The following is a 17,997-nucleotide window of genomic DNA, read 5'->3' as shown; positions in this document are numbered from 1 at the left end:
TTAAGATCTAAATCCCTAAAATCCTAAACATTAGATGAAAAAAATAAGTCTAATTGCAATCGCTACAATCCTCGGAATTTTCACTTCTTATGCGCAAGATGAAGTAAATCCAATTACAACAGCAGCTCCGTTTTTACTCATTGCACCTGATGCAAGAGCCGGAGGAATTGCTGATATGGGAGCAGCAACTTCCACTGATGCGAGTTCATTACACTACAATGCGGCCAAATATGCTTTTTCTGAATCAGAATGGCAAATCGGATTGAATTACACGCCCTGGCTGCGAAATTTAACGAATGATGTAAGCTTAACCAGCTTGTTCGTTTCGAATAAAATAAACGAAAGATCCGCCTGGGCTACCAGTCTTACTTATTTTTCTTTGGGATCGATTGAATTAACTGATGGGTCCGGAATTAGTTTAGGATCAGAAAATCCAAATGAATTTGCAATTGACGGGGCCTACTCATTAAAATTGAGTGAGGTCATATCGATGGCTGTTGGCCTTAGGTTTATACATTCTGACCTTGCCGTACGCGTCGATAATTCTGAAATTCAAACAGTGAACACTTTTGCGGTAGACGTATCTATGTTCTATCAAAGTGAGGAAAAAAATTATGGTGATTTCAACGGACGTTGGAGAGCGGGGGTAAATATATCGAATATCGGACCAAAAGTAGAGTTAGTTTTAGGAGGGGATGAAAGCTTTATTCCTACCAACTTAAAAATGGGCGGTGGATTCGATTTTATTCTGGACAATGCCAATACCATTACTGCCGGGCTGGAATTGAATAACTTATTAGTACCAACACCCCCAATTAGAGACAATGCTACAGGGGAAATTATAGCAGGTAAAGATGACAACGTAAATTTCCTTACCGGAATGGTACAGTCCTGGTATGATGCACCAAGAGGTTTTGAAGAAGAAATGGAAGAATTCATCTGGCAGGTAAGTGCTGAATACCTTTACAATGATGTATTTTCAGTAAGGGCAGGATATTTTCATGAGTCAGAAAATAAAGGAAACAGACAATTCTTTACGGTTGGAACAGGATTCAAATTCAGAAGCACAACACTTGACGTCTCCTATTTGATCAATGCATCGGATGTCAACAATCCGCTGGAAAGTACCTTACGTTTTTCTCTAACGATCAACTTGGGTGATTCCTATGCTTATTTCTAAAAGATAGCAGGGAACGGCAGGTAACTATCTGTAGGCAATTAGAAGAGTTGAGTTCTTTTTTGAATGTTTGACTATATATTATATATTTAGGTATAATTAACACTCGTATGAAAGAACAGCATATTTCAACAAAATTTACGGTTTTCGAAAATCAGAATGAGCTAAGTTCTACGGAGCGTAAATTCTTGCAGCAGGCGATTGAAGCCAGAGACAAGGCCTATGCCCCCTATTCATCCTTCAATGTCGGAGCGGCTGTGGTCTTAGCATCCGAAGAAGTATTTGTTGGAAATAATCAGGAAAATGCTGCCTATCCTTCAGGTGTTTGCGCCGAAAGGGTGGCTATATGGAGTGCGATTGCTACCATACCCAACGGGATCATAAAGCAAATTTACATTTCAGCCCGTTCAGACAAAACAAGCGTAGATCGGCCCATCGCGCCATGCGGAGCCTGCAGACAGGCTATTGCAGAATACGAGACAAGACAAAAAGAACCTATCGAAATTTATTTTACGGGTGAAACGGGTCGAATTGTGAAGGCTCATTCCATGAACGACCTTCTCCCATGGATGTTTGACAATTCAATGTTATCATGAATAAAGATGTCACCTCACGAGAAGATCTATTGACTATAGTAAGTGACTTTTATGTTGATTTGCTTAAAAGTGACGAACTTTCTCATTTTTTTGAAGCATTTAAACAAAAAGAAGTTTTAAAACACCATCTTGATACTTTGGTGGATTTTTGGGATAACACACTGTTTTATTCCGGTGCTTATAAAAAAAATGCCATGAAGCCTCATGTTGCTATTCATGCTAAAAATGAAATTCAAATAAATCACTTTTCTGAGTGGTTGCAACTTTTTAACAAAGCTGTGGATTCCAACTTTACAGGTCCAAATTCCGAAACATTAAAAAGCAGGGCGCTTTCTATTGCCACTGTCATGAAGTTAAAACTCAAGGTTCATTAGTTCTTCAATTTTAACCGATTTTTATCAGCTAAATTTTCTTCCCTAGCCAATAAACCTTATCTTACCACACCATTCGAATCATTTAATTCATACCCTATGAACTCAATAATTACTGGAACTGGGAGCTATATTCCGGATGTCGTTAAAAAAAATGATGACTTTCTGGAGAATACTTTTTACAGCGAAAAGAACGATAGACTTACTGATCCTAACCCAAGCATCATTGAGAAATTTCAAAGTATTACAGGGATTGAAGAAAGAAGGTATCTCAAAAGCACCTTATTGAACAGTGAAATTGCAGCGCTCGCCTCTCATAGGGCTATCGAAGCTGCCAACATTGATCCTGAGGAAATAGATCATATCATATTTGCCCATAATTTTGGTGACATGGATGCCAATGGAAAGCAGTCAGATATGCTGCCAAGTTTAGCTTCTAAGGTCAAAAATTTGTTGAGAATTAAGAATCCGGATTGTGTTGCCTACGATATTGTTTTTGGCTGCCCAGGTTGGGTACAAGGCATGATTCAAGCAGATCAATATATACAATCAGGTATGTCAAAAAAATGCCTGGTCATCGGATCAGAGACATTGTCAAGAGTAATCGATCCGCACGACAGAGATTCCATGATCTATTCAGATGGTGCCGGGGCCTGTATTCTGGAAAAAGGAGAAAATGAAAAGAAAGGCATCTTGAGTTATGCCTGTCAAACTTATACTTTTGAAGAGTCAAATTATATATTTTTTGGTGAATCAAACAAAACGGAAGAAACTGAGGACACCTTGTATTTGAAAATGCATGGTAGAAAAATTTATGAATTTGCATTGAACAAAGTTCCTTTGGCAATGAAAAAAGCCTTGGACGAATCAGGCTTAGGAATTGATAAAATCAAAAAAATATTGATTCATCAGGCAAATGAAAAGATGGATGAAGCCATTATAAAAAGATTTTATCGCCTTTATAAAAACCAGGTTCCAGAAGGGATCATGCCTATGAGCATTAACAAACTAGGCAATAGTTCTGTAGCGACCGTTCCCACATTACTGGATTTGATTTTAAATGACAATCTGGAAAAACATAAAATTGTGAAAGGAGATGCTATTATTCTTGCTTCAGTCGGTGCCGGGATGAATATCAATGCGATCGTTTATCAATATTAGATGGTTTTTTTAAAATAAAACGCGCTCCAAATTGTTAAATTGCTTACTTTCGAAGCCTAATAATTTCGAATTATGCAACTTTCAGATCAAGCAAAAAAATATCTTTTAGAAGCCGCAAAATGGGCTAACTTTATAGCTATCGTGGGTTTTATTGCCATAGGATTACTTGTTATTATGTCTTTTTCTATTGGCACAATTATGGCAAGCCTCCCCGAAGGGTCACTTGGTGGTTTATCCCCAAAATTCTTTTCATTCTTTTACCTCATTGCCGCCGGCATCTATTTTATTCCAGTGTTTTTCTTGTTTCAATTCGGACAGAAAATAAAGCAGGCCTTTGCAGAAGATGATCATAACCTGCTTACTTTTGGCTTGAAAAAACTACGATCTCATTATAAATTTATCGGGATACTTTGTATCATTTTTATCGTATTTTACTTTCTAATGATTTTACTGGGTGCTTTTGGTGCCCTTGCGATGGCTTAAGCCAATAAAGTACTAAAGTCAGTACCAGAAGGGAATTCAGAGGCTTCTTTGTTTTTGTCAAATATCCTGGCTGTAAGAGGCCCTCTTAAAATCTGACGCTCACCTTCTACCTCTATCCAGCTTCCTTCGCGCAGGCCAATGACACGAGTATCATTATACACATGAAATTCTTTTATTCTAGTCTCTCTGGTTTCTCCTTTATGGGTTGAGCTGGGGTCGGGATCCAGGTAATGAGGATTCAGGTTGTACGGAAGTAGTCCAAGCGAATCCAAGCTTGGAGGTTGAACAATCGGCATATCATTGGTGGTTTTTACACTGGGTCCTATAATGTTACTGCCGGCACTGCTTCCAAGGTAAGGCTTTCCTTTTTGCACTTCTTCTCTTAAAACATCCATCAATCCATTTTTATGGAGTGTATCGACCAATACAAACGTATTTCCTCCACCTACATAAAATGCTTCCGCCTTTTTAATGGCTTCAAGAGGGTCCGCGAATTCATGGATTCCTTTAACTTCAAAATTCAAATGTTTCAATGCATTCTGCACAATTTCAGTATAGGCATCATGACTTATGCCACCAGGTCGTGCATATGGAATAAATAAGAGTTGAGATATTCCTTGGAAATGAATAGTTAAACGAGGAATTAAATACTCTAAAAAGCCACCCCCATGCAGCGTAGAAGTGCTCGCGACAATCATTTTTTTCATCTTTTTTTTATTTAAAATTAATTAATCGCTTTAACAAAATATTATAAGTTCAATAATATTATTTTTACACGCATAATCGTTTCTTTGAAAAATGAATCAAAATTACCTCATCTTTTTTCTTTTTTTCGGCTTGATTGCTACAGCTCAAGAAAATAGAGTTCTCATTACCGGTGAGGTTAAAAATGATTCATTACCCATCGAAAATGTCCATATAATAAATAAAAACTCTCTTAAAGGAGGCATTAGCAATCGATTGGGACAATTCAAAATATCCGTTACGGATAAAGATACTCTGATGATTTCTGATATTCAATACCAGAATAAAATAATTGTCATTAACCAAGACCATTTGCTCAATAGGTTTATCGAAATTAATTTACTGGAATTAACCAATCAACTGGACGAGGTGTTGGTCCAACAATTTGATGATATGTCTGAGGAGTTAAACCTTCCCAACGCCGGTAAAAAGCCATTGAATAAGCTTGAACGAAACCTCAATCATTACAGTCAGAAAAGTACACCTATTGTTATTTTAGAAGCATTGCTTTTTAAACCTGGAGGCATTGATGACATCTATAATATTGTTTCCGGAAATCGCAAACGAGATCGTAAATTGAATGCCCTGATTCAGGAGGATGCCTTAAATGAAGGAAAACTGCAGTATGTGCGGACCATGCGTGAACACTTTCAGGATGACTTTTTTATCAACTCAGTTAAAATTGAAGAACAACACATAGATCCTTATATCTATTTTTGTCTGGCCCAGAATATTGGCAGCCTGTATGACAAAGGAAGACTTATCGAAGTTATTGACATTTTACTCAAATCACAGGAACAATATTTCCAATCCCTGGAATCGGTTGACGATTAAGCATCTTTTAAACATCCAGAAGTTTCCATAAATACTTAGAAGCCAAAGTTCTATAAGGAATCCATCCGTCAGAAATTTCATTCATTTTATTTTTGAGCTCTTTTTTTTCCAACTCAATACCGTATAATTTCTTCATCGAGTTCTGAATGCCCAGATCATCCACGGGAAAAACATTGGGTCTATCCATGGGAAACATGAGGATCATTTGTACCGTCCACTTCCCTACTCCTTTAATCTGAGTGAGATAGTCAATGATTTCATTATCCGACATCTGTTGCAAATAGTCAAAACTCATGTCATTCTCTAAAGAAAATTCGGCAACATTCTTTACATAGTTCGCCTTGCTATTTGACAAACCAATACCTCGCAGTACTTCATGCTCCTTCGCCAAAAGAATTTCGGCTCCCGGATAACTGTCCGGAAACAAATCTGTAAACCGTTTCCAGATGACCTTCACAACTTTGGTAGACAATTGCTGGGAAACAATCGATGATAATAAAGAGTGATAGATATCAATATCTAGTTCAGGTCGAATTTCATAATTTAAGGCTGAAATTGCCTGAAAAAGTGTTTCGTCAGCCCTAAAATGTTTTAAAATCTCCTGATGTGAGTTCAAGTTTAACTATTTTTTAAAAAAATTATCTAATGAGTCTATGTACATTTGCACCACTAAATTTAACACTTTTCAAAGAATGAGGCAGCCTCTTTATTTTTTATGTTTTTTACTTACGATTTCAATCATGAGTTTTGGAGTCCATAAACACTATATAAGTCTTACAAAAGTTGATTTTATCAAAGAAAAAGAAGTAGTACAGGTAACCATGAAATTCTTTATCGATGATATTGAGTCAGCCCTGGAGAACCGACATGGTGAAGACTTGCAGCTTACAACAAAAGATGAGCATCCTTCAACAGATCAATTTATAGAGCGTTACATCAAACAAAAGTTTAAAGTTTGGATCAATGAGCAGGAAAAAGAGTTCTCCTATATCGGTAAGGAATATGAAAATGACAGTGTTTTGTTTTACCTTGAATTTGAGAATATTTCTGGGATAGAAAGTATTGAAGTTCAAAACGCTATGCTTTTCGAAGCATTTGAAGAGCAGCAAAATTACTTAAAATTTAATGTGAACGACATTCGCAAAACAATTATACTTGTCAAAGCCAATCCGAAGGAGCGTCTTAATTTCTAGCGCTTTTCATTATTACATTAAAATTACCTATTTTCGACCGGTATTTTCAAGAAAAAGATAAAATAGAATATGAAAAAAATTACATTATTAATCGCTTTGTTATTTACTGGCGTGCTCTCTTTTGCACAGGAAACAGAAAAAGAAAAAGCGCCAGGGCATTATAATATCAGTAAATTCAGACAGTTAAAACAAGAACTGCCAACACCAAATTCATACCGTACGGCCTCAGGAGCACCCGGACATGAGTATTATCAGCAGAAAGCTGATTATAAAATGGATATCATTCTTGACGATGACAAGCAACGAATCTATGGTGAAGAAGTAATCACATACTATAATAATTCACCGGATGACCTTGAGTACCTTTGGGTACAGTTAGATCAGAATATAAGAGCTCCGGACGCCAAAACCAACGATGTAAAAGCAGGGGGACCTGCTTCCTATTATAGCCCTAAGAAATTTACGGAAGAATTCTTGGGCAAACCTTTTCAAGGTGGGTTTAACATAGACTATGTTAAAAATACAGAAGATGGTGACATGACATACACGGTAAACGGGACGATGATGAGAATTGATCTTCCTGCAATTTTAAAAGCCGGAGATAAAACAAGTTTTAAAATAAAGTGGTGGTATAATATTCCCAATCACGTCATCGATGGAGGAAGATCAGGATTTGAACATTTTGAAAAAGACGGCAACAACAATTACGTAATCGCTCAATTCTTTCCAAGAATGGCAGTGTATAATGATGTTGAAGGATGGCAGAATTTACAGTTTTTAGGACGTGGAGAATTTGCCTTGGTTTTTGGCGATTATGAAGTAAACATTACCACGCCGGAAGATCATATATTGGATGGTACAGGAGTGGTGACCAATAGAAAAGAGATGCTAAGTTCAAAACAATGGAAAAGATACGAACAGGCATTGACCTCTTATGACGAACCCGTTGTAATCGTCACCCAGGAAGAGGCAGAAGAAAATGAAAAAAAGGTTTCTAAAAAAACCAAAACCTGGAAACTGAAAGCTGAAAACGTACGTGACTTCGCATTTGCCACATCCAGAAAATACATCTTAGACGGTCAGGCTGTTAAATTAGGTGAAAGAACAGTTATGGCGATTTCTCTTTATTCGAAGGAAGGGAATCCTCTTTGGGGTGAATATTCAACCCGAGTGGTTGCCAGCACTGTAAAATCGTATTCTGCGCAAATGTTTGACTATCCGTATCATAAGGCGATCTCAGTGCATGCCAAACGTCAGGGTATGGAATATCCAATGATCTGTTTCAATTTTGGGAGACCAAAACCAGATGGAACATATTCTGAAAGAACCAGAAACGGTATGATTGGTGTTATTATTCACGAAGTAGGACATAACTGGTTTCCGATGATTGTCAATTCTGATGAGCGTCAATGGGGCTGGATGGATGAAGGTTTAAATACTTTTGCACAGTTATTGGCAGAACAGGATTTTGAACCTGGCTTCCCGTCACGAGGCTATCCTAAGAATGTTGTCGACTACATGGATGGCGATCAGGCAAAAATCGCTCCGATTATGACTCAACATGACAATGTTTTTAAAAGTGGTCCAAACGCGTATTCTAAACCGGCCGCAGGTCTGTACATTTTGAGAGAAGTAGTTTTAGGGCACGACCTTTTCGACAAAGCTTTTATGACATATGCACAAAGATGGAGGTTTAAACACCCTACACCTGCTGACTTTTTCAGAACGATGGAAGATGCCTCTGGAACAGATTTGGATTGGTTTTGGAGAGGATGGTTCTATACAACTGATTATAATGATATAGGTGTTAAAGACATTAAAAAGTATATCGTTACGGAAGAACCAACAGAAAAAGCTAAAAAATTAGCCAAACGTTATGGTATGACTGTTGACCAGTTAGGAAAGAACTTGTACCTTGTTGAAGCCGATGCAAACAGCACAGATGCAGCTGCAAGTGGTGGTTCCGTCCAAGACATTGCTACCTTAAATGAGTATCTGTCAGATAATTTTTCAAAAGAAGAAAGGAATTCATTAAAAGACACCAAATATTTCTATGAAATCATCTTTGAAAAGCCAGGTGGTTTGGTGATGCCAATTTTGGCCGAGATCACCTATGCAGATGGCAGTAAAGAAAATAAATATTATCCCGCCGAGATTTGGAGGTTTAATGACAAAGAAATCAAGAAAATCATAGGTAGCGAGAAAGAAATTAGCAGTATCGTAATTGATCCCAACCAACTTACAGCGGATGTTAATCTCGAAAACAACAGTTGGCCAAGAAAAGAAAGTGAGTCTAAATTTGATTCTTTTAAAAAAGAAAAAATTACGGACTAAGTATCCATTTAAAAAGATAGAGACATGAAAACAATCGCCTTAAAATCATTGACAATTTTATTCTTATGCAGTTCTGTTCTGACCTTTGCTCAGGAGAAATTCAACGCGGACACCGATAATTCTGTCGTTTATTGGAAAGGTTCAAAACCAACCGGAGATCACAACGGTACCGTGAAGGTCAAAACGGGTTTTTTTAATATATCAGACAAAGGAATTTCGGGAGAATTTGATATCGACATGACTTCCATTATCAATCTCGATTTAGAAGCCGGGAGCAAGTACAACACGAAACTGGTGAATCATTTAAAAAGTGAAGATTTCTTTTCTGTAGAGAAATTTCCTACCGCCACATTTAAAGTGACAAAATCTGAAGTAAAAGGAGAAAAAACCTTGATAACCGGCAATCTAAGTATCAAAGGAATAACACATGAAATATCATTTTTAGCAACTGTTCATCAGGAAGCTAAAAAATTACATGTAAAAAGTGACACCTTTACCATTGACCGTTCTAAATGGGAAGTGAAGTACAAATCAACTTCATTTTTTGCTGATCTGGGAGACAAATTCATTTATGATGACATCGAATTATCATTTGATGTAGTCGCCAACCAATAGCACAAAAATATTTAAAGTGAAAGCCTCTGGAGATCCAGGGGCTTTTTTTATTGGAATTCAATGGCATGTGTATTCTTGACTTCATTGATGATAAAAGTACTATGTGCACTGCCAATATGATCTAAATACGTCAGTTTATCATTTAAAAACTGATGATAATGTGGCATGTCCTTTACCATAATTTTTAGCAGGTAGTCATAATCTCCACTCACGTTATAACATTCCAGAACTTCAGCAAATTTTATCACTTCTTTTTCGAATTGAACGACGTATTGGTGTTTGTGTTCTTTTAATTTGATCTGACAAAAGACGACAAAGCTCAAATCTACCATCTCCTTATTCAGCCTTATGGAATAAGCTTCAATAACACCTTTTCTTTCCATTTTTCGTACACGCTCATAGATGGCTGTGCTGGACAATCCCAGGTGTACCGATAATTCTTTGGTCGTAATTTTACTGTCATTTTGCAAAAAGGATAGGATTTCCTTGTCAATAGCGTCGAGCATAAGCGATATTTTATCTATTATTTAATCATATTACCGTAAAACAAATTAAATATACCTATTATTTAGTTAAATAATAGATTTATTATCTATAATTGACCATTATCATTGACTAATTTACTGCCTGATTGTAATTTTACACCAAAATAACACATAAAATCAATTCTTATGAAGTTCAATCCGGCAGATAATATTCAGGATCTACAATACTTTGGTGAATTTGGTGGAGTAAATCCATCGATTTCAGATTCATCAACCTATACTTTTTTAGCGGCAAAATCGATGATCGACACGTTTGAGGGAAATCTCGAAGGATGTTACTTGTATTCAAGGCACAGTAGCCCCTCAAACCTTTATTTAGGTCAAGCGTTAGCTGCGATGGAAGGTACTGAAGCAGCGAATGTATCAGCATCCGGTATGGGATCGATCTCTTCTGTATTGCTTCAAATATGTGCTCAAGGTGACCATATTGTATCCTCCAGAACAATTTATGGCGGAACCTACGCTTTTTTAAAGAACTTTACACCTAAATTTGGGATCCACACTTCCTTTGTTGACATCACGGATCTTAGCAGCGTGAAAGCGGCCATAAAACAAAATACAAAGGTTTTATATATTGAAAGTATCAGCAATCCTCTTTTAGAAATCGCCGATATCAGAGCACTTGCTCAACTCGCAAAAGAAAACAACCTTAAACTCATAGTGGACAACACTTTTTCTCCTTTACAAATTTCACCGGCACGACTGGGTGCTGATGTTGTTATTCATAGTTTAACCAAATTCATCAATGGGACCAGTGATACTGTTGGAGGTGTTATTTGCGGTTCAAATGAATTCATAGAAAATCTGAAAAATGTAAATGATGGCGCGAGTATGTTGCTAGGCCCTGTTATGGATAGTTTACGGGCAGCCAGTGTTCTTAAAAATTTAAGGACACTTCATATACGTATGAAAAAGCACAGTGAAAATGCTTTATACCTGGCTGAGAGATTTGAAAATGATGGTTATAAAATAATCTATCCTGGCTTAGAAAGTCATCCACAGCATGAACTATACAAGTCGCTGTATAATGAAGAATACGGTTTTGGCGGTATGCTTACACTCGACGCCGGATCTTTAGAAAAGGCGGATGAATTAATGGAACTCATGCAAAAAAGAAATCTTGGATATCTGGCCGTGAGCCTTGGTTTTTATAAAACCTTGTTCAATGCCCCAGGTACGGCTACTTCATCTGAAATACCTTTGGAAGAACAAAAAGAAATGGGACTAACAGATGGACTTATCCGTTTTTCTATTGGATTGGATAATCATATAGAGCGTACCTATCAAGATATGAAATATTGTCTGGAACATTTACATATAATGGCCCATACCGAGGTATAGACCAAGCCATTCAAAGTTATGCTTCTTTGCTTATTTCAAAGAATCTAAGTAGGATGTTACATTTTTGTCTATTCTTTGAAGAATATCACTGGTGTCAGCCTTTACAAAAGTCTGCCCGGTGATGTTCTCATATAATTCAATATACCTTTCAGATATTTCGTTGATTTTCTCATCAGACATTTCTGGAATCACCTGACCTTCTAATCCTTGGAATCCATTACGAATAAGCCATTGTCTTACAAATTCCTTAGACAATTGCTTCTGCATTTCCCCCTTGTCTTGCCTTTCCTGATATCCTTCGGCGTAAAAATATCGGGACGAATCCGGTGTATGAATTTCATCGATTAAAATTATTTCCCCACTGCTACTTTTACCGAATTCATATTTGGTATCTACCAGAATTAAGTCTCTTTCTTTTGCAAGCTCTGTCCCTCTTTCGAATAATTTCCTGGTATAATCCTCCAAAATAAGGTAATCAGCCTCCGACACTATTTGTTGTGAAATGATCTCCTCTCTGGATATATCTTCATCGTGTAATCCGTCATCAGCCTTTGTAGATGGCGTAATAATAGGCTCAGGAAACTTATCATTTTCCTTCATCCCATCTGGCATGGTTACCCCGCAAATAATTCTTTTACCATCGCGGTATTCCCTCCAGGCATGACCAGACAAATACCCCCGAATTACCATTTCTACTTTAAACGGTTTAGCGAGCTTGCCAACGGCAACATTTGCATCAGGACAGGCCAGCAACCAGTTTGGAACAATATCTTTTGTGGCATTCAACATGTTCTCAGCAATCTGATTCAAAATCTGACCTTTAAAAGGAATCTGTCTGGGCATGATAACGTCAAATGCCGACAACCTGTCACTGGCAATCATCACCAGGTATTCATCATTAATAGTATAAACCTCTCTTACCTTCCCTTTATATACTGCTTTCTGCCCAGGGAAATTAAAATCTGTGTTATTTATGGTATCCATTATTGTATTTATTCGATTTTTTAATCTGATTCAATATTTTTATAAGCCTTTATAATATCCTTTACCAATTTATGCCTGATCACATCCTTTTCATCCAAATGAACAAAACCAATTCCTTTCAAACCTTTCAAGGCGAGTAACGACTCTTTCAATCCTGAAACCTGTCTTCGAGGCAAATCAATCTGTCCGGGGTCACCGGTAACGATAAATTTAGCATGCTTTCCCATTCTTGTTAAGAACATCTTCATTTGGTTATGGGTGGTATTCTGAGCCTCATCCAAAATAACATAGGCACTATCAAGCGTTCTTCCGCGCATAAAAGCCAAAGGTGCTATTTGAATAGTACCTTTTTCCAGATAGGATTCTAACTTCTCATACGGAATCATATCTCTTAATGCGTCATAAAGAGGCTGCATATAGGGATCTAATTTCTCTTTCATATCGCCTGGCAAAAATCCCAGATTCTCTCCGGATTCTACCGCTGGTCTGGTCAGTATGATTCTTCTTACCTCCCTTTCCTTTAGAGCTCTCACAGCCAGGGCGACTGCTGTATATGTTTTACCCGTTCCTGCCGGACCGATCGCGAAGAGCATATCATTATCCTTCATAAGGTCAACCATTTTTCGCTGGTTTACCGACTGGGCCTTGATCAATCTGCCTGAAACACCATGAACAAGAACTCCGTCAGAATGCTTAGAATTCTTCTGTGGTACAACGGTCGTTAATATTCTTTCAATGCTATTATCATCTAATTTATTGTATCTGTGATAATACTTGACAAGAGAATCAAATTTCTTTTCAAATTCATCGAGTATGACGGCCTCGCCAAACACTTTTATTTTGGTTCCCCGAGCGACAATCTTTAATTTTGGAAATGATTTCTTAACCATTTCTATATTTCTGTTGTGAGGGCCAAAAAACTCACTTGGAGCAATATTCTCCAGTTCAATAATTCTTTCGTTCAATACTAAAATATTTAGTTTAAAAATTAAGCCTTAAGTGCTTTTTTACTATTTTAATTTGATTAGATTTGTACAACAAAAATAGCACATTTTAATAGCAATTTACCAATTGTTATAAATATTATATCAACCCATCGGGAATCATAAAAAAATATGCCGATCATAACCTTAACAACCGATTTTGGTACTAAAGATCACTTTGTAGGTGCTGTCAAAGGATCCATTTACAGTGAACTAAAAGAGGTTCGGATTGTTGATATATCTCATGAGATAACGCCTTTTAGTGTCACTGAAACTGCCTATATTTTAAAAAATGCTTATAAAAATTTCCCTCCGGGAACCATCCACATTGTAGGCGTTGACTCAGAAATTAGCGTAGAGAACAGACCTATCGCCATTGAAATGGATGAACAGTTTTTTATCTGTGGAGATAATGGCATCCTATCGATGATCACCAATGAAATAAATCCTGATAAAATAGTTGAAATTACCATCCAGGAACCTGAAGATGATAAATTGACCATTCTCGGTATGTTTATAAAAGTGGCGTGTCATATTGCCAGAGGTGGAACGCTGGAAGTTATCGGTAAGAGAATTGAAACCATCAAAAAGATCTATGAGATTCAACCTCAGGTAAATACAGAAAAAAACCAATTGGTGGGCAGCATCATTTACATTGACAACTTCGGAAATGCGATCAGTAATATCTCAAAGGCAGCTTTTCATAATATTGGCAAAGGCAGATCCTTTGAAATCATCGCCAGAAACTATAAATTCGTCAAAATATACGATAAGTACAATGACATTGTGGATTTTGATATACCCTTGGAAAAAAGGCAGGATGATGGCAAAAAACTGGCGATTTTTAACTGTGCCAACTACCTGGAAATCTCTATTTACAGGAGTAATTTAAAAACAGTCGGTGGCGCTTCCAACCTTCTGGGCCTGGACTATCGTGACAATATTACTATACGCTTTATATAATTAACGGGATGCTGATAAGAATCGTAAAAATGACTTTCGCGCATGAAAATGTAACTGCTTTTCAGAATCGCTTCCAAGGCATTAAGGAAAATATTATCAATTTTGAAGGCTGTAATTTACTGGAACTCTATCAGGACAAAGCGAATTCGAACGTATTTTTCACCTATAGCTACTGGGATTCTGAAGCTGCATTGGATCACTATAGAAAATCATCATTTTTTAAAGAAGTCTGGTCAGAAACAAAAAAAATGTTCATAGAAAAACCGGAAGCATGGAGTGTAGATAAAATTGTAAGTTTGAAACATCCTTTATAAATTTCGATTCGCTGATGTTAGCTATTTTAAAAAAAGAACTCAATTTATTTTTTGCAACACCGATTGGTTATTTGGTCATTGCCATATTCCTGTTGATTAACGGCCTGTTTTTATGGGTATTTAAAGGTGATTTCAATATTTTAAATGCAGGTTTCGCCGACCTCAACAGTTTTTTCTTTATTACGCCCTGGTTTTTCATTTTTATGATTCCGGCGATTACTATGAGAACATTTTCTGATGAAATAAGACTTGGTACCATTGAAATTATCAAAACTAAACCCATAGGCAGCTGGGATATTATTCTCGGTAAATATTTTGGTTCTCTGTTGTTAATTTTAATTGCGTTGATACCAACTTTAACCTATGTCTATACAATTTCCCAATTGTCGGCAACACCTGAGACTGTGGATTATGGCAGTATGTTTGGATCCTATCTTGGTTTACTCTTTTTAGCCAGTGCCATTACCGCCATTGGAATGTTCAGCTCCAGTCTTTCCGAAAATCAAATTGTAGCATTTATTATAGGATTGTTAGTATCGTTTTTTATGTTTTATGGTTTTGAAGCCATTGGAGATCTTGGGAGCGTAGGCAATTTTGAATTAAAGAATTTAGGTCTTCATGCCCGTTTTATCAACATCGGCAGAGGCGTGATTAACACCAAGGACCTTGTCTACTTTTTGAGTGTGACTTTTTTCTTCCTGTTTTTATGTAAAACCAATTTTGATCTCAAACAATAATGGCCGACCAAATTATGAATAAGAATAAATCATATTTACATATTGTACTGGTTTTGATCGCTTTGGTGCTTGTTAATATACTGAGCCTTTATCTTTACAAACGTTTTGATTTAACCAATGACAAACGATATACCCTGTCGGCAACAACTATAAACCTCATAGAAGAAATTGAAGAACCTCTTCAGATAAAGGTGTATTTGCAAGGTAACTTTCCGGCAGAATTTAAAAGGCTTCAAATTGAAACCAATCAACTACTCAAAGAATTAGCTGAGATCAATGATTTGGTACAATTTAGATTTATTGACCCTTTGAGCTCTTCCAAAGGTTTAATTAAAAAAGGATTGCAACCCAGCCGTCTGACGGTTGAGGAAGACGGAAAAATGTCGGAGGCAATTATTTTTCCATGGGCTATTGTAAACTATGACGGAAAAGAAGAAAATGTATCTCTTTTAGTAGATGCCCTTGGAACCAGTCAGAATCAGGAACAACAGCTTCAATTTTCCATTGAAAATCTTGAATATGAATTTGCCAATGCCATACATAAAATAAGTAAGGAAAAGAACAAATCTGTTGCCATTCTAAAAGGGAATGGACAACCGGAGGATGTTTATTTATACAGTTTTCTCAAGCGTTTGGGAGAACATTATAAATTGGCAGAATTCACTTTGGATTCAGTGGTAAATAATCCCGGGGGAACCTTAAGCAACCTCGAGCAATATGATTTATCCTTGATTGTTAAACCCTCACAAAGATTTAGCGAGAAAGAAAAATTAGTCCTTGACCAATACATCATGAGGGGCGGCAAAACAATTTGGTTATTAGACAATGTTTATGCCGAAATGGATAGTTTGATGCAGACCGGTAAAACGCTGGCCTTTAACCGTGATCTAAACCTAACAGACATGCTGTTCAGTTATGGAGTACGCATTAATTACAATGTTACCAAAGACTTGTATAGCGGCAGTATTCGACTTGCCGCAGGAAATACTGGAAACCAGGTGCAGTACAAAGATTTTTTATGGCCATATTTCCCTTTGATCTTCGCTGACAATTCTAATGAGATCACTAAAAATATAGAACCAGTTCTATTAAAATTTCCCAGTAGCATAGACACTTTGAATAATTCTATAAAAAAGACGGTTCTCTTGCAATCTTCGCCCTTATCGAAAGTTGTGGGCACTCCAACTGGAATTGAATTAAATGAGATAGCACAGCAACCCGATAAAAATGAGTATCAGGATCCGAATACTCATTTTGGTATCTTACTTGAAGGATCTTTTAATTCAGCCTACCGGAATAGAATTTTACCCTTTCAACTTGGATCGTATAGTCAACAAAGTTCTGACAACAAAATGATTATCATCAGCGATGGCGACATGGCGGTCAATGAGACCCTCAGAGGAGAACCCCTTCCGCTGGACAAAGACAAATGGACCAATCAAAATTATGGTAACACCGCATTCCTATTGAACAGCATTCATTATTTGATCGATGATGACGGACTTTTAAGTCTCAGATCGAAATCACTTCAGATTCAATTTTTAGATAAAGAAAAAGCCTTTGAGGAGAAATCGTACTGGCAACTAATAAATCTTGCTTTTCCTTTGGCTATTTTACTTGGATTTGGCTGGCTGTTTAATTTCCTCAGAAAAAGGCGCTATAGCTAAGCTATTTGCTGAATCCCAGGCCTTCATAAAATTTTGTTAAAACATCAAGATTAGGCAGGGATACCTCTATATTTCGCGTAATTTTATGTTTTATTAACAAAAACTAAAATCTATGCAATTTAAATTAATTACACTACTATTAATTTTTGGCGCTTTTACATTACAAGCGCAAATCCAGACCCCACAACCTAGCCCATCTGCTACAGTAACACAGACAATTGGCCTTTCAGAGGTATCTGTTGACTATTCAAGACCTGCCGTTCGCGGTAGAGCAATTTTTGGAGATTTAGTTCCTTACGGTAAAGTATGGAGAACTGGAGCAAACATGAGAACCAAATTCACGACCAGTACCAAATTAAAAATTGATGGTCAAGAATTAGAGAAAGGAACCTACGCTATTTTAACAATTCCAAATAAGGAAAGTTGGGAGATTGTTTTTTACACTGAATACCAAGCAGGAGGTGCTCCAGCTAAACTCGATGACAGTAAAGTGGCCTTAAAACTAAATGCGAAAGCAAACGCTATGGACATGGCTGCCGAGAACTTCACGATAGCGTTCGGAGATCTTGCAGACGGAGTTTCAGGAAACATGTACATCATGTGGGACAAAACAGTTGTTTGGGTAAAACTTGAAACCCCTACCGATGAAATGGCCGTTAAAAGCATTGAAAAAGCGATGGCTGGTCCTTCTGCCAACGATTACTTTAGTGCGGCTTCTTATTACAGAAGTTCAGGAAAAGACCTAAACAAGGCTTTGGAATGGGTCAGTAAGGCAGTTGAAATGAATCCTGACGCTTTTTGGATGTCTCGCCAAAAATCTTTGATCCAAGCCGACTTAGGTGATAAAAAAGGTGCGATTGAAACAGCCAAAGTATCCTTGGCAGCTTCAGAAAAAGCAGGGAATGATGATTATACGAAAATGAACAAAGCGTCCATCGCTGAATGGAGTAATTAA

20 protein-coding genes are annotated in these 17,997 nt (G+C 37.1%); 15 read left to right on the top strand and 5 right to left on the bottom strand.

Annotation, left to right across the window (positions count from 1 at the left end):
- Nucleotides 1-34: 34 nt before the first annotated feature.
- The 5 genes from porV to ACR2MV_RS01095 all read left to right on the top strand — a co-directional run bounded on the left by porV (nt 35) and on the right by ACR2MV_RS01095 (nt 3,788).
- Nucleotides 35-1,180, top strand: a complete 1,146-nt coding sequence (porV, locus tag ACR2MV_RS01115) for a type IX secretion system outer membrane channel protein PorV (protein WP_434020029.1) — start codon at nt 35-37, stop codon at nt 1,178-1,180.
- Nucleotides 1,181-1,287: 107 nt separating this feature from the next.
- The gene (gene cdd, locus ACR2MV_RS01110; protein ID WP_434020028.1) at nt 1,288-1,773 is read left to right on the top strand and encodes a cytidine deaminase; all 486 of its coding nucleotides are present in this window, start codon (nt 1,288-1,290) and stop codon (nt 1,771-1,773) included.
- The gene (locus tag ACR2MV_RS01105) at nt 1,770-2,147 is read left to right on the top strand and encodes a group III truncated hemoglobin (protein WP_434020027.1); all 378 of its coding nucleotides are present in this window, start codon (nt 1,770-1,772) and stop codon (nt 2,145-2,147) included. Before cdd ends, ACR2MV_RS01105 begins: the two co-directional genes overlap by 4 nt.
- A gap of 96 nt (nt 2,148-2,243) precedes the next feature.
- On the top strand, nt 2,244-3,305 hold the full coding sequence (locus ACR2MV_RS01100) for a 3-oxoacyl-ACP synthase III family protein (RefSeq protein WP_434020026.1): 1,062 nt from the start codon (nt 2,244-2,246) through the stop codon (nt 3,303-3,305).
- A 72-nt stretch (nt 3,306-3,377) separates the two neighbouring features.
- Nucleotides 3,378-3,788, top strand: coding sequence for a hypothetical protein (locus tag ACR2MV_RS01095; RefSeq protein ID WP_434020025.1), 411 nt, complete (start codon nt 3,378-3,380; stop codon nt 3,786-3,788).
- Here the strand turns inward: ACR2MV_RS01095 and pepE are convergent.
- Nucleotides 3,785-4,495, bottom strand: coding sequence for a dipeptidase PepE (pepE, locus tag ACR2MV_RS01090; protein ID WP_434020024.1), 711 nt, complete (start codon nt 4,493-4,495; stop codon nt 3,785-3,787). The genes ACR2MV_RS01095 and pepE overlap by 4 nt on opposite strands.
- A 91-nt stretch (nt 4,496-4,586) precedes the next feature.
- Between pepE and ACR2MV_RS01085 the strand changes: the two genes are divergently transcribed.
- The gene (locus ACR2MV_RS01085) at nt 4,587-5,366 is read left to right on the top strand and encodes a carboxypeptidase-like regulatory domain-containing protein (protein ID WP_434020023.1); all 780 of its coding nucleotides are present in this window, start codon (nt 4,587-4,589) and stop codon (nt 5,364-5,366) included.
- 7 nt (nt 5,367-5,373) lie between these two features.
- Here the strand turns inward: ACR2MV_RS01085 and ACR2MV_RS01080 are convergent, their stop codons facing one another.
- Nucleotides 5,374-5,982, bottom strand: a complete 609-nt coding sequence (locus ACR2MV_RS01080; protein WP_434020022.1) for a DNA-3-methyladenine glycosylase family protein — start codon at nt 5,980-5,982, stop codon at nt 5,374-5,376.
- Between the two features lie 124 nt (nt 5,983-6,106).
- Between ACR2MV_RS01080 and ACR2MV_RS01075 the strand changes: the two genes are divergently transcribed.
- The 3 genes from ACR2MV_RS01075 to ACR2MV_RS01065 all read left to right on the top strand — a co-directional run bounded on the left by ACR2MV_RS01075 (nt 6,107) and on the right by ACR2MV_RS01065 (nt 9,508).
- Nucleotides 6,107-6,559: a DUF6702 family protein gene (locus ACR2MV_RS01075; protein ID WP_434020021.1), complete on the top strand. Its 453-nt coding sequence runs from the start codon at nt 6,107-6,109 to the stop codon at nt 6,557-6,559.
- Between the two features lie 69 nt (nt 6,560-6,628).
- Nucleotides 6,629-8,893, top strand: a complete 2,265-nt coding sequence (locus ACR2MV_RS01070; protein ID WP_434020020.1) for a M1 family metallopeptidase — start codon at nt 6,629-6,631, stop codon at nt 8,891-8,893.
- Between the two features lie 24 nt (nt 8,894-8,917).
- On the top strand, nt 8,918-9,508 hold the full coding sequence (locus ACR2MV_RS01065) for a YceI family protein (RefSeq protein WP_434020019.1): 591 nt from the start codon (nt 8,918-8,920) through the stop codon (nt 9,506-9,508).
- A 47-nt stretch (nt 9,509-9,555) separates the two neighbouring features.
- Here the strand turns inward: ACR2MV_RS01065 and ACR2MV_RS01060 are convergent, their stop codons facing one another.
- The gene (locus ACR2MV_RS01060; protein WP_434020018.1) at nt 9,556-10,014 is read right to left on the bottom strand and encodes an Lrp/AsnC family transcriptional regulator; all 459 of its coding nucleotides are present in this window, start codon (nt 10,012-10,014) and stop codon (nt 9,556-9,558) included.
- Between the two features lie 165 nt (nt 10,015-10,179).
- On the opposite strand from ACR2MV_RS01060, the gene ACR2MV_RS01055 reads away from it, so the two are divergent.
- Nucleotides 10,180-11,394, top strand: coding sequence for an aminotransferase class I/II-fold pyridoxal phosphate-dependent enzyme (locus ACR2MV_RS01055; RefSeq protein WP_434020017.1), 1,215 nt, complete (start codon nt 10,180-10,182; stop codon nt 11,392-11,394).
- Nucleotides 11,395-11,424: 30 nt separating this feature from the next.
- Here ACR2MV_RS01055 and ACR2MV_RS01050 read toward each other — a convergent pair whose 3' ends face one another.
- On the bottom strand, nt 11,425-12,378 hold the full coding sequence (locus ACR2MV_RS01050) for a phosphoribosylaminoimidazolesuccinocarboxamide synthase (RefSeq protein ID WP_434020016.1): 954 nt from the start codon (nt 12,376-12,378) through the stop codon (nt 11,425-11,427).
- A gap of 20 nt (nt 12,379-12,398) precedes the next feature.
- On the bottom strand, nt 12,399-13,343 hold the full coding sequence (locus ACR2MV_RS01045) for a PhoH family protein (protein ID WP_434020015.1): 945 nt from the start codon (nt 13,341-13,343) through the stop codon (nt 12,399-12,401).
- 150 nt (nt 13,344-13,493) lie between these two features.
- Here ACR2MV_RS01045 and ACR2MV_RS01040 point away from each other — a divergent pair, with 150 nt between their 5' ends.
- The 5 genes from ACR2MV_RS01040 to ACR2MV_RS01020 all read left to right on the top strand — a co-directional run bounded on the left by ACR2MV_RS01040 (nt 13,494) and on the right by ACR2MV_RS01020 (nt 17,997).
- A complete protein-coding gene (locus ACR2MV_RS01040) occupies nt 13,494-14,324 on the top strand; it encodes an SAM hydrolase/SAM-dependent halogenase family protein (RefSeq protein WP_434020014.1) in 831 nt (276 codons plus the stop codon).
- Nucleotides 14,325-14,332: 8 nt separating this feature from the next.
- A complete protein-coding gene (locus tag ACR2MV_RS01035; RefSeq protein ID WP_434020013.1) occupies nt 14,333-14,638 on the top strand; it encodes a putative quinol monooxygenase in 306 nt (101 codons plus the stop codon).
- Nucleotides 14,639-14,652: 14 nt separating this feature from the next.
- Entirely contained in the window at nt 14,653-15,375 is a 723-nt protein-coding gene (gldF, locus tag ACR2MV_RS01030) for a gliding motility-associated ABC transporter permease subunit GldF (protein WP_434020012.1), read from the top strand.
- A 14-nt stretch (nt 15,376-15,389) separates the two neighbouring features.
- Nucleotides 15,390-17,042, top strand: coding sequence for a gliding motility-associated ABC transporter substrate-binding protein GldG (gene gldG / locus ACR2MV_RS01025; protein WP_434020011.1), 1,653 nt, complete (start codon nt 15,390-15,392; stop codon nt 17,040-17,042).
- A gap of 112 nt (nt 17,043-17,154) precedes the next feature.
- Nucleotides 17,155-17,997 (top strand): DUF2911 domain-containing protein, encoded by an 843-nt coding sequence (locus ACR2MV_RS01020; RefSeq protein ID WP_434020010.1) that lies wholly within the window; start codon nt 17,155-17,157, stop codon nt 17,995-17,997.

The sequence above is a fragment of the Lutimonas sp. genome, assembly GCF_051011215.1.
GTDB lineage: Bacteria > Bacteroidota > Bacteroidia > Flavobacteriales > Flavobacteriaceae > Lutimonas.
Note: the sequence above shows the minus strand (reverse complement) of the source record. Positions and strands in the feature narration are given on the sequence as shown.

Bases quoted from the DNA above. Each gene is read 5' to 3' on its own strand.
- ACR2MV_RS01050 (WP_434020016.1), bottom strand. From the start codon at position 12,378: ATGGATACCATAAATAACACAGATTTTAATTTCCCTGGGCAGAAAGCA.
- ACR2MV_RS01055 (WP_434020017.1), top strand. From the start codon at position 10,180: ATGAAGTTCAATCCGGCAGATAATATTCAGGATCTACAATACTTTGGT.
- cdd (WP_434020028.1), top strand. From the start codon at position 1,288: ATGAAAGAACAGCATATTTCAACAAAATTTACGGTTTTCGAAAATCAG.
- pepE (WP_434020024.1), bottom strand. From the start codon at position 4,495: ATGAAAAAAATGATTGTCGCGAGCACTTCTACGCTGCATGGGGGTGGC.
- ACR2MV_RS01065 (WP_434020019.1), top strand. From the start codon at position 8,918: ATGAAAACAATCGCCTTAAAATCATTGACAATTTTATTCTTATGCAGT.
- ACR2MV_RS01040 (WP_434020014.1), top strand. From the start codon at position 13,494: ATGCCGATCATAACCTTAACAACCGATTTTGGTACTAAAGATCACTTT.
- ACR2MV_RS01085 (WP_434020023.1), top strand. From the start codon at position 4,587: ATGAATCAAAATTACCTCATCTTTTTTCTTTTTTTCGGCTTGATTGCT.
- ACR2MV_RS01035 (WP_434020013.1), top strand. From the start codon at position 14,333: ATGCTGATAAGAATCGTAAAAATGACTTTCGCGCATGAAAATGTAACT.
- ACR2MV_RS01100 (WP_434020026.1), top strand. From the start codon at position 2,244: ATGAACTCAATAATTACTGGAACTGGGAGCTATATTCCGGATGTCGTT.
- porV (WP_434020029.1), top strand. From the start codon at position 35: ATGAAAAAAATAAGTCTAATTGCAATCGCTACAATCCTCGGAATTTTC.
- ACR2MV_RS01075 (WP_434020021.1), top strand. From the start codon at position 6,107: ATGAGTTTTGGAGTCCATAAACACTATATAAGTCTTACAAAAGTTGAT.
- ACR2MV_RS01105 (WP_434020027.1), top strand. From the start codon at position 1,770: ATGAATAAAGATGTCACCTCACGAGAAGATCTATTGACTATAGTAAGT.
- gldG (WP_434020011.1), top strand. From the start codon at position 15,390: ATGAATAAGAATAAATCATATTTACATATTGTACTGGTTTTGATCGCT.
- ACR2MV_RS01060 (WP_434020018.1), bottom strand. From the start codon at position 10,014: ATGCTCGACGCTATTGACAAGGAAATCCTATCCTTTTTGCAAAATGAC.
- ACR2MV_RS01070 (WP_434020020.1), top strand. From the start codon at position 6,629: ATGAAAAAAATTACATTATTAATCGCTTTGTTATTTACTGGCGTGCTC.
- ACR2MV_RS01095 (WP_434020025.1), top strand. From the start codon at position 3,378: ATGCAACTTTCAGATCAAGCAAAAAAATATCTTTTAGAAGCCGCAAAA.
- ACR2MV_RS01020 (WP_434020010.1), top strand. From the start codon at position 17,155: ATGCAATTTAAATTAATTACACTACTATTAATTTTTGGCGCTTTTACA.
- gldF (WP_434020012.1), top strand. From the start codon at position 14,653: ATGTTAGCTATTTTAAAAAAAGAACTCAATTTATTTTTTGCAACACCG.